Raw genomic sequence first — 15,113 nt, 5'->3', positions numbered from 1 at the left:
GATGCGTGCGATGCGGCACCCGACAGTCAACGAGGAGGCAACCCCATGGCAATCCTGATTCGCGGCGGCACCGTGGTCGATGCGGACCGCTCCTATCGCGCCGACGTTCTGTGCGCGGACCCTGAAGACGGCGGCACGATCCTCCAGATCGCCGAGCAGATCGACGCGCCGGCCGGCGCGAGCGTCGTCGACGCGCACGACCAGTACGTGATGCCGGGCGGCATCGATCCGCATACGCACATGGAACTACCGTTCATGGGCACGACCGCGAGCGACGATTTCTACTCGGGCACGGCCGCCGGGCTCGCCGGCGGCACGACGAGCATCATCGACTTCGTGATCCCGAGCCCGAAGCAGCCGCTGATGGACGCGTTCCGCGAATGGCGCGGCTGGGCCGAGAAGGCGGCGGCCGACTATGGCTTCCACGTGGCCGTGACGTGGTGGGACGAGAGCGTGCATCGCGACATGGGTACGCTCGTGCGCGAGCACGGCGTGTCGAGTTTCAAGCACTTCATGGCGTACAAGAACGCGATCATGGCCGACGACGAGGTGCTCGTGAACAGCTTCTCGCGTTCGCTCGAACTCGGCGCGCTGCCGACCGTGCATGCCGAGAACGGCGAGCTCGTGTTCCAGCTGCAGAAGGCGCTGCTCGCGCGCGGGATGACGGGGCCGGAGGCGCATCCGCTGTCGCGGCCGCCGGAGGTCGAGGGCGAGGCCGCGAACCGCGCGATCCGCATCGCGCAGGTGCTCGGTGTGCCCGTGTACATCGTGCACGTCTCCGCGAAGGACGCGGTCGACGCGATCACGCGCGCGCGCAGCGAAGGGCTGCGCGTGTTCGGCGAGGTGCTGCCGGGGCACCTGGTGATCGACGAGGCCGTTTATCGCGATCCGGACTGGACGCGCGCGGCCGCGCACGTGATGAGCCCGCCGTTCCGCTCGGCCGAGCATCGCGAGGCGCTGTGGCGCGGGCTGCAGGCGGGGCAACTGCATACGACGGCGACCGACCACTGCGTGTTCTGCGCGTCGCAGAAGGCGATGGGCCGTGACGATTTCACGAAGATTCCGAACGGCTGCGGCGGGGTCGAGGATCGCATGTCGGTGCTGTGGCATCACGGCGTGAATCACGGCCGCATCACGCCGAACGAGTTCGTGCGGATCACGTCGACGAACGCCGCGCAGATCTTCAACCTGTATCCGCGCAAGGGCGCCGTGCAGGTGGGCGCCGATGCGGACCTCGTCGTGTGGGACCCTGCCGCGACGAAGACGATCTCGGTGAAGACCCATCATCAGCAGGTCGACTTCAACGTGTTCGAGGGGATGACGGTGCAGGGTGTCGCGACGCATACGCTCACGCGCGGCGCGCTCGCGTGGGCCGACGGCGAATTGCGCGCGGTGCGCGGTGCGGGCCGCTACCTGAAGCGCCCGCCGGCGGCCGGCTACTACGAGGCCGCGCGGATCGCGAACCGGCTGCGCGAACCGCATCCGGTCGAGCGCGCCGGCTGAACGGTGCGTAACGTGTGTAACGTGCGGGGCGTGTCGGGTCGAGCGGCACGCCCCGCATGCTTCCTCTTGCCTTCCCGTGCATGCCGGAACCGCTTCTGTTTGCTGCTCACCATCCCGCCAATTCTCTCAGTATTTGGGACGGATCGTAGCGTGATCCCGTCTTGTCGATCTCCCGGTATGTAGAAGAACTGAGCAAGTCGACGAAGCACGCGACGTTGCTCGAACGCGGCCATTTTGTTTGCGTTGTCGGCGTGCATGCCGGCGAGTAATATCCACCGACGGCGTTTCGCAGGCATGCCGGGCCTGCCCGCCGAACAATCCAACAACATTGAGAGCAAGGAGTACGAGGTGGATATTCTGCGCAGTCTCCTGGGTATGCTGTTCCTGCTGCTGGTGGCCTATCTGCTGTCGAACAACCGGCGCGCGGTGAGCGGCAGGACCATGATCGCCGCGCTGTGCACGCAGCTGGCGATCGGCGCGCTGGTGCTGTTCGTGCCGTCCGGCCGCACGGCGCTGGCGGCGGCCGCGAACGGCGTCAATCGCGTGCTCGACATGGGCAATCACGGCATCGCGTTCGTGTTCGGCGGGCTCGTCGACAGCAGGATGTTCCAGCTGTTCGGCGACGGCGGGTTCGTGTTCGGCCTGCGCGTGCTGCCGATGATCATCTTCGTGACCGCGCTGATCGCGGTGCTGTACTACATCGGTGTGATGAAGTGGATCGTCGCGATCCTCGGCGCCGCACTGGCGAAAGTGCTCGGCGTGAGCCGCATCGAGGCGTGCTCGGCCGTCGCGACGATCTTTCTGGGGCAGAGCGAGATGCCCGCGCTCGTGAAGCCGTTCGTGCGGAACATGACGAGCGCCGAGATCTTCACGGTGATGGCAAGCGGCATGGCGTCGGTCGCCGGCTCGGTGCTGGTCGGCTATGCCGGCCTCGGCGTGAAGATGGAATACCTGCTCGCCGCGTCGTTCATGGCGGTGCCCGGCGGCCTGCTGTTCGGCAAGCTGCTGTTTCCGACGGTCGAGCCGAGCCGCGTCGTGGTCGACGGGCTCGACTTCGACGACAAGCGCGCCGCCAACGTGATCGAGGCGGCGGCGTCGGGCGCGTCGGTCGGGCTGCGGATCGCGATCAACGTCGGCGCGATGCTGATCGCGTTCGTCGGGCTCATCGCGCTGATGAACCTCATCGTCAGCGGCGCGGCGGCGTTCGCGGGCTTTCCGCAGATCACGCTCGTGGGTATCATCGGCCACCTGTTCGCGCCGCTCGCGTGGATCATCGGCGTGCCGTGGCACGACGCGGCACTGGCCGGCAACTTCATCGGCGAGAAGCTGATCTTCAACGAGTTCGTCGCGTATGGCGACCTGTCGCCGTACCTGAAGAGCGGCGAGCACGTCGCGGCGGCCGGCCTGCAGGTGCTCGACCCGAAGACGCTCGCGATCGTGTCGTTCGCGCTGTGCGGCTTCGCGAACTTCTCGTCGATCGCGATCCTTGCGGGCGGCTTCAGCGCGGTCGCGCCCGAGCGCCGCTCGGAAGTCGCGCGGCACGGCCTGCGCGCACTGACGGCCGCGACGCTGTCGAACCTGATGAGCGCGGCGATTGCGGGCCTGTTCTTTTCGCTCCATTGAACTTGCGCCTGAACCTGAACGATCGAGGAGAGGCAACGATGTTTTTACCGCAGGAATTCATTCGCCGGAAGCGCGACGGGCAGCCGCTCGATCGCGACGGGATCGCCGCGTTCGTGCGCGGCGTGACCGACGGCAGCGTGACCGAGGGCCAGGTGGCCGCGTTCGCGATGGCCGTGTTTTTCAACGACCTGAGCACCGACGAGCGCGTCGCGCTGACGCTCGCGCAGCGCGACTCGGGCGACGTGCTCGACTGGCGCGCGCTCGATCTCGGCGGGCCGGTGATCGACAAGCATTCGACCGGTGGGGTCGGCGATGTCGTGTCGCTGATGCTCGGGCCGATGGTGGCCGCGTGCGGCGGCTACGTGCCGATGATCTCGGGGCGCGGGCTCGGCCATACCGGCGGCACGCTCGACAAGCTGAGCGCGATTCCCGGCTACGACGTGACGCCCGATACTGACGTGTTTCGCCGCACGGTGCGCGAGGTCGGCGTCGCGATCATCGGGCAGACCGCGCGGCTGGCGCCGGCCGACATGCGCATCTATGCGATTCGCGACGTGACGGCGACCGTCGAATCGATCGCGATGATCACCGCGTCGATCCTGTCGAAGAAGCTCGCGGCCGGGCTCGACGGGCTCGTGATGGACGTGAAGGTTGGCTCCGGCGCATTCATGCCGACCGCCGAACAGTCGGCAGAACTGGCGCGCAGCATCGTCGACGTCGGCAACGGCGCCGGCATGAAGACGACCGCGATCCTCACCGACATGAACCAGTCGCTCGCGCCGTGCGCGGGCAATGCGCTCGAAGTGGCGTGCGCGATCGACTACCTGACGGGCAAGTCGCGCCCGGCGCGCCTGCATGACGTCACGATGGCGCTGTCGGCGGAGCTGCTCGTCACCGGCGGGCTGGCGCGCGACGTCGAGGCGGCGCGCGTGAAGTTGCAGCACGCGCTCGATTCGGGGGCGGCTGCGGAACGCTTCGCGAAGATGGTCACGGCGCTCGGCGGCCCCGCGGACCTGATCGACGCACCCGCGCGTCATCTTGCGCGGGCGGAGGTGATCGTACCGGTTCCGTCGCGCGTGAGCGGTGTCGTGCAGCGGGTCGATTGCCGCGCGCTCGGGCTCGCGGTCGTCGCGCTCGGCGGCGGGCGCGCGCGCGCGGCGGACGCGATCGACTACAGTGTCGGCCTGACGGCGCTCGCGGAGATCGGGCAGCGTGTCGAAGCCGGCCAGCCGCTCGGCCATGTGCATGCTCGCGACGCAGCCGCCGCGGCGCACGCGGTGGATGCGATCCAGCGCAGCTATGTGCTGGGCGAGACGGGCGACGCGCCGCCGACCCTCTATCAGCGGATCGGCTGACCGATCACACGGTGCGGATACCGGCGATCGCTTCACGCCACGGGCGTATCGTGGCGGCCGGGATGCGGCCGCGCCGATGCTCCCCGGCACACAATCGGAGGCACGACGAGATGGAACGACACGAACTGATCGAAGCGGCGAAGGCGGCGCGCGAACGCGCGTACGCGCCGTATTCCCGCTTCAAGGTCGGCGCCGCGCTGCTGGCGCGCGACGGGACGGTTTTTCACGGCTGCAATGTCGAGAACGCGTCTTACGGACTCTGCAACTGCGCGGAACGCACGGCGATGTTTGCGGCCATCGCCGCCGGCTATCGTCCAGGGGATTTCACGCGGCTCGCGGTCGTGGGCGACACGGACGGCCCGATCGCGCCGTGCGGCGCATGCCGCCAGGTGATCATCGAGATCGGCACGCCGGACATCGAAGTGATCCTGGCCAACCTGAACGGGGCCGTCGACGTCACGACGGCCCACGCGTTGCTGCCGGGCGCGTTCCGGTTGTAACGAACGGCGCGCGCGCCGGCGCGCCGCTCACGTCACGCGCCGTCGCGCGCTTCGCGGATCGGGATCACCGTGCGCGCGCCGCACTGGCGCAGCAGGTCGCGCAGCTCGTTGATGACCGGAAACACCTCGTGGTTCCAGTCGGCGCCCTGCCGGTCATGCGCTTCCTGCTCGCGCTCGACGATCCAGCGATCCTCGCGGAAGATGCGCTCGGTGAACCAGACGAGCAGCGGCCACGCGAGATCGAGCGCGAACGGTATGCCGGGCTTGTGGATCGACAGCAGTCCGAACGTGCGGTTGGTGCGCTGCTCGGCGTCGAGCGGGACGTAGACGATCCACAGGTCCATCACGAGCGTGCCTTCGCTCGAGCGGATCTGCAGTGTCTGGTACGGATAACCGGTACGCACCGTCATCACGCTCTTGTCCGCCTGCTCGCCCGGCTTCTTGCTCGCGCCGAACACGAGCGCCTCGCCGACCGGCTGCTTGCCTTCCATCCGCGCGAACGTGTAGTCCACCTCGACCCAGTCGTCGCCGCGACGCCGGCCGACCGAGCGCGCACGCATCTGCCCCATCTGCTTGCGATGCAGGAACTGATGGTTCATGTCCATCAGGTTCTCGTGCATGAACGAGTAGTGGCACTTGACCTCGCGGCCGAAGCGGCGCGTCTTGAACGCGCGGTCGTCCGCCGATTCGAGCGCGGGGAACGGCCGCGAGTCGGCGAGCGTCGCGTCGCCCGGGAACACGAAGATCAACCCGTGCGCTTCGCGGCACGGATAGGCGCGCACGCCGTTGGGCAGGCGCTCGCGGCCGAGGTACGGCACGTCGACGCAGCGACCGCTGTCGCACGCGTAGGTCCAGCCGTGATAACAGCAGCGCAGCGTCTCGCCGCTCACGACGCCCGCGTGCAGCGGCACCTGGCGGTGCGCGCAACGATCCTCGAGCGCGTATACGGCGCCGGATTCGGTGCGCACGAGCACGATCGGATCGCCGGCGAAGCGCACGCCGAGTGTCTTGCCGCGTTTCAGCTCGCGCGACCACGCGAGCGGGTACCAGTAATCGGGATGAATCGGCACGCGGCGCAAGTCGCGCACGGCCGAGCCGGAAGAGGGTTCTCCAAGGGTGCCGCTGTCAGGGAAGGGCACTGCTCGCATGCGTGACGTCTCCGGGCTGGACTGGAATTCCGGGCGCCGCAAGATGCGGCGGGGATCTGGAGAAGTCTACGCGAAGTTGCCGGTCGCGGCGGACGCGATGCGGGTTTGCCCCGGCACGGCGCCCGCGGTTTCGTTGATGCAGCGCAAACCGGATCGCGGGCGGCTCGCGCCGGCCGTGCGTGGCCGCACGGGCTTCGGCCGCGCGGCGGGCGTTACGCGGTCAACCCCGTCACCCCGTCACGCGGCCGCGTGACCGCGTGGCGGTCACGAGCGCGCATCGCGCCACAGCACCGCGTCGGTGCGGTACAGCGCCGGGAAGTACTGCTTCAGCCCGGCGATCTTCGGCATGTCGTTGTACGCGATGTACGGCGCGTCGGGGTGCAGCTCGAGGTAGTTCTGGTGGTAGGCCTCGGCCGGGTAGAACCCCTTGTAGTCCTCGACGCGCGTGACGACCGGCGCCGGAAACACGTGCGCGGTGCCGAGCTGCGCGATGTACGCGGTCGCGACCGCGCGTTGCTGCGCGGTGGTCGGGAAGATCGCCGACCGGTATTGCGACCCTTCGTCGGGGCCCTGCCGGTTGAGCTCGGTCGGATCGTGCGCGACCGAGAAGAACACCTGCAGAAGCCGGCCGTACGTGATCCGGGTCGGGTCGTAGACGATGCGAACCGATTCCGCGTGCCCGGTCAGCCCCGAGCCGACGAGCGCATAGTGCGCGGTTTCGGACGCACCGCCCGCATAGCCGGCCGTGACCTGCTTCACGCCCTTCACGTGCTCGAATACGCCCTGCACGCCCCAGAAGCAGCCGCCGGCGAACACGGCCGTCTCGTCGTGCGATGTGCCGGGCGTTTCGTCGAGCGTGGGCGCGGGTACGGTGCGCATCGCCTCGGCGGAGTTGACGATGCGCTGGTAGCCGAACACGGCGAGCGCCGCGACGGCGATGGCGCCGATGCGGCGCAGCATCGCCGTGCGCCGTTGCGGCGCGGAACCGCGGGGGGAGGTGGTGTTCACGGTGTGCTCCTTCGGAAGGCGGAATGGAAAGCGGGGCCCGGACGCGGCGCCGGTGCGCCGCCCCCGGCCGGGATCAGCCGAACGTGAACGCATAGGCATTCACGCCGGGATCGAGAAACTCGATCGAGAACGTGCGATCGGCGATCGCGCCGGGTTGCCGGACCAGCTGGTACAGGCGTTGCCCGGTCACGGTGCCGTAGCCTTGCGCATCGACGTCGCTGCCGTGCGCGGCGCCGGGGGCCGCGCCGTCGAGCGTCACGCGAAAGCGCACCGGCTTGCCGTCCTCGCCGGGGCCGAGCACCAGGTGGAGGTCGCGCGCATGGAAGCGGTAGACGATGCGGCCGGCGGGCGCCGCGAGCGTCGCGCGTTCGGCGCCGACCCGCCACATGCCGGCGAGGCCCCAGTCGTTCAGATCGGGACGGGCCGGCTCGGCATAGTGATACGCCGCATCGCGCACCACGCCGCCGGGCGACACGAAATCCTCGGCGCGTGCGTAGCCGACGTAGGTCTCGGGCGAGCGGACGTCCGCGCTGTCGGCCGCCGCGAGCGCACCCTTCGCGGGCGTGCCGGCGAGCCCGAGCGGCACGTTCAGCGCTTCCGGATGGCCGGCCTCGGCGAGCAGCGACTGGATCGCGCGCTCCGATTCCGCGTACTCGCCTTCGCCGAAGTGGTGACGGCGCACGCGGCCCTGCGCGTCGACGAAGTAGTGCGCGGGCCAGTATTCGTTGTTGAATGCGCGCCAGATCGCGAAACGGTTGTCGATTGCCACCGGGAAGTCGATGCCGAGGTCGTGCACGGCCTTCTTCACGTTGCCGATGTCGCGTTCGAACGCGAATTCGGGTGCGTGCACACCGATCACGACGAGCCCGTACGGCGCGTACTTGCGCGCCCACGCGGTCGTGTACGGCAGCGTGCGCAGGCAGTTGATGCACGAATAGGTCCAGAAATCGACCAGCACCACCTTGCCGCGCAGGCCGGCCGCCGTCAGCGGCGGCGAGTTCAGCCACTGCACCGCGCCGTCGAGCGACGGCAGCGTGCCTTCGACGGGCAGCGCGGCCGGCCCATGCGTCGCGTCCACCGCGCGCATCATCGCGCCGCCGGCCTGCGCGGCATCGGCTGTCGCGGCCATCATCGCGCCGCCGGAACCGTTCGCGGCACCGTTGGCCGCGCCGTCCGCCGCGCGTTCTGCCACGTTCTCCGCCGAACCGCCGGCCGCGGCCATCGCGACCGGCGCGCCGCTCGCATGCCCGCCGAGCCGGTCGACGAGCTTCGTTTCGAGCCCGCCCGTCGTGACGGTCGACAGTTGTGCGAGCGCACCCGTATCGAGGCCGAGCGCGATCGCGCCGACTCCGGCCAGCAGCGCCGCGCCGATTCCGCGCTTGATCCATTCGCCGGCGCCGAGCGAGCGCTCCATCGCGGCGAACACCTTGCCGCCGATCACCAGCGCGACGCCGAGCGACGTCGCCGCGCCGGCCGCATACGCGACCAGCAGCAGTGTCGTGCCGACGCTTGCGCCGCGCAGCGCGGCGCCGGTCAGCACGAGCCCGAGGATCGGGCCCGCGCACGGCGCCCACAGCAGGCCGGTCGCGACGCCGAGCAGCAGCGACGACGCGGGGCCGGCCGGGCGGCCGTCGCGTTGCGCGAAGCCGGTGAGGCGGTTGCCGGCGGCGACGAGCGGGCGCGTCAGGTGCTCCGCGAGACGCGGCATCAGCAGCGTCAGGCCGAACACCGCGAGCAGCACGATGGCGACCCAGCGGCCGGCCTGGTTGGCCTGCGCGACCCAGCCGCCGCCGACGGCCGCGAGCGTCGCGACGACGGCGAACGTGAGGGCCATGCCGGCCAGCAGCGGCAGGCCGGTGCGCACGAACGGCTGGTCGGCGCGCGCGAACACGAACGGCAGCACGGGCAGGATGCACGGGCTCAGGATCGTGAGCACGCCGCCGAGATAGGCAAGGACGATGAGCAGCATGGTGCGTTCTCCAGTCGATCAGGCGTGGGGCCGGATCAGGCGGTGGCGGGGTGGAAGGCGAGGGCGAGGCCGTTCATGCAGTAGCGCAGGCCGGTCGGCGGCGGGCCGTCGTCGAACACGTGGCCGAGATGGCCGCCGCAGCGGCGGCAGTGCACTTCGGTGCGGATCATCCCGAACGACGCGTCGGTGTGGGTGGCGACCGCGTGGTCGAGCGGCTTCCAGAAGCTCGGCCAGCCTGTATGGCTGTCGAACTTGGTGGCCGACGAGAACAGCGCGAGGTCGCAGCCGGCGCACGCGAACGTGCCGTGCCGGTGCTCGTCGTTCAGCGGGCTGGTGTACGGGCGCTCGGTGCCGGCTTCGCGCAGGACCGTGTACTGGGCGGGCGTGAGCCGGCGATGCCATTCGGCGTCGCTGAGGGTGACTTCGAAAGGCGCGGCCGTCTGCGGGGTGGCCGGCGGCGCGGCGAACGCGCGGCCGACCAGCGCGCGGCGGCCGACGGACGACAGGGTCGCAAGCGCGGCGAGGCCGGTGGCGCCGGCGAACAGCAGATGTCTGCGGGTGGGCATGATGGGCTCCTGGCAGCAGGTCCTGAAAACATGCGCCCATCGTAGTCAGCGGCCGGTGTCGAAGTCCTCACGGAAAGTTAAATGAATCGTGAAGTCTGGGATGGCGTTGCATGCGGGCCGGGAGGTTCTTCGATCCGGGCCGTGCGACCGGAGGTGGCTTTGTCTCTGGCGGTGCCGAAGCTCAATTGCGAGCGCGCACTTTTAGCGCAGTGACAGGCGAGAGCCTCGACGGGCCGGTGGCTGAATTCTCTCCGCGGTGCGGAGAGAATTGGGGGAGCGCCCAGCAGGGTTCCGCCGTTGCCGAGATTCCGGTAACGTGGCCACTACTGGCGCGCGCCCGGGCGGCGGCGGCCGTCAACGCAGAACTGACCCTACTTTATTGGCAGGTTGGGTGTCGCATTCGGGATGATGTGCTGGGCGGTGAGCGCGCGGGCTACGGACAACAGATCCTCCCCGCGCTCGCCCGGCAACTGAGAGCCGAATACGGCCGGGGTTGGAGCGAGCAGCAATTGCGCCACTGCATCCGCGCGGCCGAGGTGTTTCCGGATGAACCAATTCTCTCCGCACTGAGGAGAGAATTGAGCTGGACCCATCTGAAGATGTTGATGTACGTCGACGACCCGCTCAAGCGCGACTTCTATATTGAACTCTGTCGCCTGGAGCGCTGGTCGTCGCGGCAGTTGCAGGAGCGGATGCAGTCGATGCTGTTCGAGCGCAGTGCACTATCGCGCCAGCCCGACGAAGTGATCCGGCGCGAAGTGGCGCACCTGCGTGACGCGCAGCAGGTGACGTCCGATCTCGTGCTGAAAGATCTGTACATCCTCGACTTTCTTGGCCTCAACGATCACTACCTCGAGCGCGATCTCGAAGATGCGATTCTGCGCGAGATGGAACAGTTCCTACTGGAGCTCGGCGCAGGCTTCACGTTCGTTGCTCGCCAAAAGCGATTGCCAATCGACGATGACGACTTCTATCTTGATCTGCTGTTCTACAACCGCTTGCACGTCACGACGAGAATGTCTCAAGTCCGCAAAAAATCCATAGCTGTACGCCTAGACTTGTACCTGCACATCCGAGCAGCAATCAATGACAGTCCAACCTCGACCCATCAGCGTGTCGAGTTCCCCAGGCCCAAACGCGTCCTTTCGCATCGCCAAGCACAGCAGATGGGTCGGGCGAGTCATCGCGACGTAATGTAACTTGAGCCGCCCGAGCATTCTCGGGCCTTCAGGGACCTGCCGGCCCCTGGCGTTTGTCGAAAAGCCGCCCGACTTCGTGCCCAGCAACCATGGCTTGAGTTCGCTTAGATGATGCGCGTGGTAGAAACTGTCGAGGACGAGCGTCGCCGTGTGCGTTTCGCCCTTTACCGCATGGATCGAGCTCAGTCGAATGTGTACTTGTGGTGCGTCAGGCGGATAAGCAAACAAATTATCGGTACGCGCGGCGATTGCAGCTTCGGCCCCAGCTATGGCCTGAGCCTGCGGCGGTGCTAAGAAGGTGGCAACATCCTCCCCAAGTACCTCTGCGCCGCTCAGTTGCCGGATCACTGCCTCGAGATGGGCATGTGCTGCCTCCGCACAGAGCGCAGGGGTGATATCGCCTTGGTGCGTCAGGATGATCTCTTGCAATGCGAGATATTCGCTTCTTGCATCGCTGTCGCCAAGCATCTCGACCACCCGGCGATGAGGCGATTTTCGTGCGCTCGCTCCATATGGGGCGCCGGCAAGCTCGCTGGCAGCGAGGAGCGCCGCCGCCACGGCGTTGATAAGCCTGTCCGTGTTTCCGCTGCCAGCCATCTCAAAACGAGCCCGCGCAAGGTATTGGGCGAAGCTGCTCGGAGTTGACTCCTTCCGAACGCATGCCGGGTCGTAACCGGGCACATAGTGTCCCATCGCTCGCGGGATGCGATCGTCGCCTCCGGGTTCGTGAACCCCAGCCACTGCAGTGAACACTCCGTTTTCCAGTACAGCCGCGTCGAAGCTATCCAGCAGATGCTGGCCATAGCGCTCCAGCACTCTCTGGACCGACCCGTCATCGAAAAGGAAGATTGCCGACGCCTTAGGATCGGCGCTGAGGTGATCCGGTGGACCGGCGCCGATTAGCGCATGCGGCGTAACCCCAAATCCCTTCACTTGGTCCGCAAGATTCTGACCAAAACGGTAGCTTCGTGGCATCGGATGTACAGCAGCGCCTGGAAACTGGTCCGTCGTGGCGCCGCTCTCGCTGGCGCTACCGTAGATGGCCTGGTTGGAATCGCCGAAACGCTGACGGCGCGACGGTGCGTCGCCGCTGCAAAAGATGCGGTGCAGCAGCGCCGATTGTGCCTCACTGTTGTCCTGCGCCTCGTCGATGAATACCAGTGGAAAGCGCCGACGTAGCATTGGAATCGTCTCAGGATGCCGATCAAGCAATTCGCAGGCCCATACGAACATTTCGTCGAAGCAAAAATATCCCTGTTCGCTCGACTGGCGACGCGCATCGATCATCGCTTGATATGTCGGCGTCTGCGGTCCGAAACGGCCTGTCTTGCCCCCGCCATAGTCAGTCTGGTCGTAAATCAGGCAGGTCTCGCTCAGATTTGCCTGCTGCAAAGCCCAGCGCCGATTCGCGGGTAACAGGTTCCACCGCTTCGCAAGTGCAATCCTGGTATCGATGCAGCGCACTTCGACTCCTTTCGACCGGAGCCAAGGCAGCGCGAGATACTCATTCACAAACGCGTGGATCGTGCCGACGAAGTGCGGGTAGCGTGTCAAGGAGACACCCGACGCCGAGCTGCTGAGCTTCGCGCTGATTTCGTTGCGCGCGGCATTGGTATGTGACAGCACGCAGATGCCCTGCTGACGGCTTGGCCAGCGCATCGCTAGAACTGCGAGTTTTGCGACCAACAAAGTCGTCTTGCCACTTCCCGGGCATGCCTCGAAGTCGATTGTGTCGAGTCGCAGCATTGCTCGGAGTCGGCTGTCATCACCCTCGACAGCCGCAAATCCGGCGGGGCCAAGCCCCATCAATACCGCTGCCCAGGTAACGTCTTCCTCGCGGACTAGATCGTCGTACATCACTCAGGCCCCCGGTGCCCGCGCCATCACTACCGCGCCGGGCTCTCCGGCTGCGCCACCTGCGAGCGGCGGTGCGAACGGCCCGGTGACATGCTCGATAGCAGCAACGATGTAGGGCGGCAGCAATGCGCGCAAGCTATGGGCATCTAGGTTATTGTAGGCGGCCTCCTTTTCCAGCAGTTCGGCAAGATATTGCGCGCCGATCGCCTTTGAGGCCCCATCAGCCTCAAACAGCGCATAGACATGTGAGGCGAGCGTCGATGGGTCATGACCCGCATCGATCAGCGCTTGATAGGCTGCATCGGCGGCGGCGAGGATGACGGCCTGCTCGGCAGTGCCGGCAGAGAGGCGGTCATTGGCTAACGCCAGTGTCCCAGCGCGGTAGACGTGCTTGCCGAGACCGTGGAATGCGAGGTCAAATTCAAGCGTCCATTCGTTAGCGACGAACGTCTCGACCTTTTGGCCTGAGGCCTTCTCCCTGCGTTCGGCTCGCCGCTGTTCAAGGTGTTCGCCCGGAAAATCGTCCTTAATGCGCCATTGCCGCTTTGAGGGAGGTCTTGGAGGGATCAGCTGCCCGTCCTCCAGCTTGCCCACGATCCAAGGCGCATTGTTTGGCATCACGTCCATGTCGGTGAGGCAGGCGACGGAAATGTTAACGACCCCATCCTTCTCGACGTCTTCGCGCATGAATATGCGTGCGTATCGGCCGAGCCCAACACCGCCGACATTAACCACGGAGACACCGTGATGGTGGAAATCGCGGTCAAGTAACCTCGCTATGACGGGTAGGAGGATGTTCTCGGCATCCCCCTCGACAATCATTACTGCGCGCGCGAAGAACAAGTTTGCCTTGGTCACGTCGAGGAAGCGCTCGAGAAATCGATAGTCTGATCCACTGAGCTTGGTCTTACCCTGACTCAGAGGGAAAGCCCGTCCGCCTTCAATCAGTACGAGCTTGTCGAGTTGTAGGTCCGAAGCGAGATTGGCACTGTGCGTTGTAACGATGATCTGGATGCGCTGTCCATCAGCACGCGTCTTCTTTGCCTGTGCCTGCAGGAACGACATAAGTTGCAACTGCCGCTGCGGATGGAGATGCGCCTCGGGCTCTTCGATTAGCAGCAACGGGAACCCGTCGCTTTCAGTAGCGAGAAGCAGGAGCTCGCACGCCATGAACAGCAGGTTGTTTGAGCCGAGTCCACGACTGTGCGCACTTTCGGCGTCAGACGATGCGGTCAGTACGAGCTCAAGCTTCTCAAGTAGCTGCCGCAATCTGAGGCTGTCCTCCTGCGCTCCTGCTACGCCGATTCGCGCATTCAGCATATCGTTAGCGAACGAGAGGGGCTTCAGGTACTCATCATTGAGCCGCTTTCGAGCCTGCTTAATGCCTTCGCTCTCCGCAAGCAGATGAGTAGCATAGTCGCCAAGGCCCAGCACACTCAACGTCGTCGGGTCGGGTGGTGGATCGGCAAGCTTGTCGAAAGGGTTTCCTGTGTCGCGGATTTCCGTGGTGTGCTGGAGGATCTGCGATAGTCGCGATCCTCGACCAGAACTCATGGCCCGCTCGGCGTCGCGTAACGGCCGCAGATACGTCGCCGTCAGCAGCGATCGTGCCCCCAGATCGAGCAAGGGGCCGTCCCCCTTGGCACCCGTCCGCCACTCAGGCGGAAGCACCCGGCGTGAGCTGCCTTCCTTTGTGTTGCGTTTCGCAACCCAGGTCACGATCAGCACGGTATTGGTCGCTCCCGCTACCGTCTCATATGTGAGGAATTCGGCAAACGCACCTCGATCCGCCGTGGTGAGGCCTCTGAAAGTCAGACGGATGATAATTTCATCGGCACTTGGACCACCGGGGGTAGGCTGATGAAAATCAAGTGGATCCACCCGCAGTACGTCCTGATCACGCGTGCCGACCACCAAACGTAGCGCGTCAATAACCGCTGTCTTGCCGGCATCGTTCTCGCCGACCAATGCGGTAAGTCCCGGGGACAGTGGTAGCACGAGCGCCTTGTTATTGGCACCAAACAGCCGGAAGTTCTCGATTCGAATTTCTGCGATATACACAGTGACGCCCCCGCCGCGTAGAGCCCTACCGATAGCCTATCCAGTGACACAGCCGAGAGACTGAATATTTGTCGGAAATTCTAACCGATCATTGGAGCTGTGATAGGCCGGAATAGAATTTCAGGGATATCTAGCGAACGGTAATCCCTTGCTTTTGACGCAAGTCAAAAATAGAGTGTCTGTTGCGGCCATGAAGCGCCGTTTCAGCGCGATGCCGGCCGAACCCATGTTTGGGCAATTCTTCTTATCACGATAGCGCGATCGTCTTCCAAAACTTAGGTTTCGGAAAACGCGTGACCTCAGCTCCCGGCGCGGCGACGGCGC

The 15,113-nt window shown here is 66.0% G+C and carries 10 protein-coding genes and 1 pseudogene; 5 read left to right on the top strand and 6 right to left on the bottom strand.

From position 1 onward, the window contains the following. The first annotated feature begins 45 nt into the window (after nt 1–45). The 4 genes from hydA to APZ15_RS33020 all read left to right on the top strand — a co-directional run bounded on the left by hydA (nt 46) and on the right by APZ15_RS33020 (nt 4,981). Nucleotides 46–1,503, top strand: a complete 1,458-nt coding sequence (gene hydA, locus APZ15_RS33035) for a dihydropyrimidinase (protein WP_021156782.1) — start codon at nt 46–48, stop codon at nt 1,501–1,503. 348 nt (nt 1,504–1,851) lie between these two features. Next, nucleotides 1,852–3,126, top strand: coding sequence for a NupC/NupG family nucleoside CNT transporter (locus APZ15_RS33030; protein WP_027792248.1), 1,275 nt, complete (start codon nt 1,852–1,854; stop codon nt 3,124–3,126). 38 nt (nt 3,127–3,164) lie between these two features. After that, nucleotides 3,165–4,481 (top strand): thymidine phosphorylase, encoded by a 1,317-nt coding sequence (deoA, locus tag APZ15_RS33025; protein WP_027792249.1) that lies wholly within the window; start codon nt 3,165–3,167, stop codon nt 4,479–4,481. Nucleotides 4,482–4,543: 62 nt separating this feature from the next. Then, entirely contained in the window at nt 4,544–4,981 is a 438-nt protein-coding gene (locus tag APZ15_RS33020; protein ID WP_158605813.1) for a cytidine deaminase, read from the top strand. A 32-nt stretch (nt 4,982–5,013) separates the two neighbouring features. On the opposite strand, the gene APZ15_RS33015 is transcribed toward APZ15_RS33020, so the two are convergent. From APZ15_RS33015 to msrB, 4 genes are all read right to left on the bottom strand, one after another. Further along, nucleotides 5,014–6,129, bottom strand: coding sequence for an aromatic ring-hydroxylating oxygenase subunit alpha (locus APZ15_RS33015; protein WP_027792251.1), 1,116 nt, complete (start codon nt 6,127–6,129; stop codon nt 5,014–5,016). A gap of 264 nt (nt 6,130–6,393) precedes the next feature. Continuing rightward, entirely contained in the window at nt 6,394–7,089 is a 696-nt protein-coding gene (gene msrA / locus APZ15_RS33010; protein WP_049096759.1) for a peptide-methionine (S)-S-oxide reductase MsrA, read from the bottom strand. Between the two features lie 121 nt (nt 7,090–7,210). After that, a complete protein-coding gene (locus tag APZ15_RS33005) occupies nt 7,211–9,106 on the bottom strand; it encodes a cytochrome c biogenesis protein DipZ (protein ID WP_027792253.1) in 1,896 nt (631 codons plus the stop codon). A gap of 35 nt (nt 9,107–9,141) precedes the next feature. After that, nucleotides 9,142–9,672 carry a peptide-methionine (R)-S-oxide reductase MsrB gene (gene msrB, locus APZ15_RS33000; RefSeq protein WP_027792254.1) on the bottom strand — a complete coding sequence of 177 codons (531 nt, stop codon included), beginning with the start codon at nt 9,670–9,672 and terminating at the stop codon, nt 9,142–9,144. Nucleotides 9,673–9,782: 110 nt separating this feature from the next. Here msrB and APZ15_RS42425 point away from each other — a divergent pair, with 110 nt between their 5' ends. Then, on the top strand, nt 9,783–10,871 hold the full coding sequence (locus tag APZ15_RS42425) for a PDDEXK nuclease domain-containing protein (protein ID WP_226153384.1): 1,089 nt from the start codon (nt 9,783–9,785) through the stop codon (nt 10,869–10,871). Nucleotides 10,872–11,915: 1,044 nt separating this feature from the next. On the opposite strand, the pseudogene APZ15_RS42420 reads toward APZ15_RS42425, so the two are convergent. Next, nucleotides 11,916–12,617 (bottom strand): annotated as a pseudogene (locus APZ15_RS42420) (UvrD-helicase domain-containing protein); the annotation flags it as partial. A 114-nt stretch (nt 12,618–12,731) separates the two neighbouring features. Then, on the bottom strand, nt 12,732–14,789 hold the full coding sequence (locus APZ15_RS32985) for an ATP-dependent nuclease (protein WP_049096761.1): 2,058 nt from the start codon (nt 14,787–14,789) through the stop codon (nt 12,732–12,734). Between the last annotated feature and the right edge of the window lie 324 nt (nt 14,790–15,113).

The sequence above is a fragment of the Burkholderia cepacia ATCC 25416 genome, assembly GCF_001411495.1.
Classification (GTDB): Bacteria; Pseudomonadota; Gammaproteobacteria; order Burkholderiales; family Burkholderiaceae; genus Burkholderia; species Burkholderia cepacia.
The sequence above is the reverse complement of the archived record's forward strand: the minus strand, read 5'-3'. Positions and strand labels throughout refer to the sequence as shown.

What these genes read in the sequence shown, in the direction of transcription:
- deoA (WP_027792249.1), top strand. Translation starts at nt 3,165, where the DNA reads ATGTTTTTACCGCAGGAATTCATTCGCCGGAAGCGCGACGGGCAGCCG.
- APZ15_RS42425 (WP_226153384.1), top strand. Translation starts at nt 9,783, where the DNA reads ATGCGGGCCGGGAGGTTCTTCGATCCGGGCCGTGCGACCGGAGGTGGC.
- msrA (WP_049096759.1), bottom strand. Translation starts at nt 7,089, where the DNA reads ATGCTGCGCCGCATCGGCGCCATCGCCGTCGCGGCGCTCGCCGTGTTC.
- hydA (WP_021156782.1), top strand. Translation starts at nt 46, where the DNA reads ATGGCAATCCTGATTCGCGGCGGCACCGTGGTCGATGCGGACCGCTCC.
- APZ15_RS33005 (WP_027792253.1), bottom strand. Translation starts at nt 9,106, where the DNA reads ATGCTGCTCATCGTCCTTGCCTATCTCGGCGGCGTGCTCACGATCCTG.
- msrB (WP_027792254.1), bottom strand. Translation starts at nt 9,672, where the DNA reads ATGCCCACCCGCAGACATCTGCTGTTCGCCGGCGCCACCGGCCTCGCC.
- APZ15_RS33015 (WP_027792251.1), bottom strand. Translation starts at nt 6,129, where the DNA reads ATGCGAGCAGTGCCCTTCCCTGACAGCGGCACCCTTGGAGAACCCTCT.
- APZ15_RS33020 (WP_158605813.1), top strand. Translation starts at nt 4,544, where the DNA reads ATGCGGCCGCGCCGATGCTCCCCGGCACACAATCGGAGGCACGACGAG.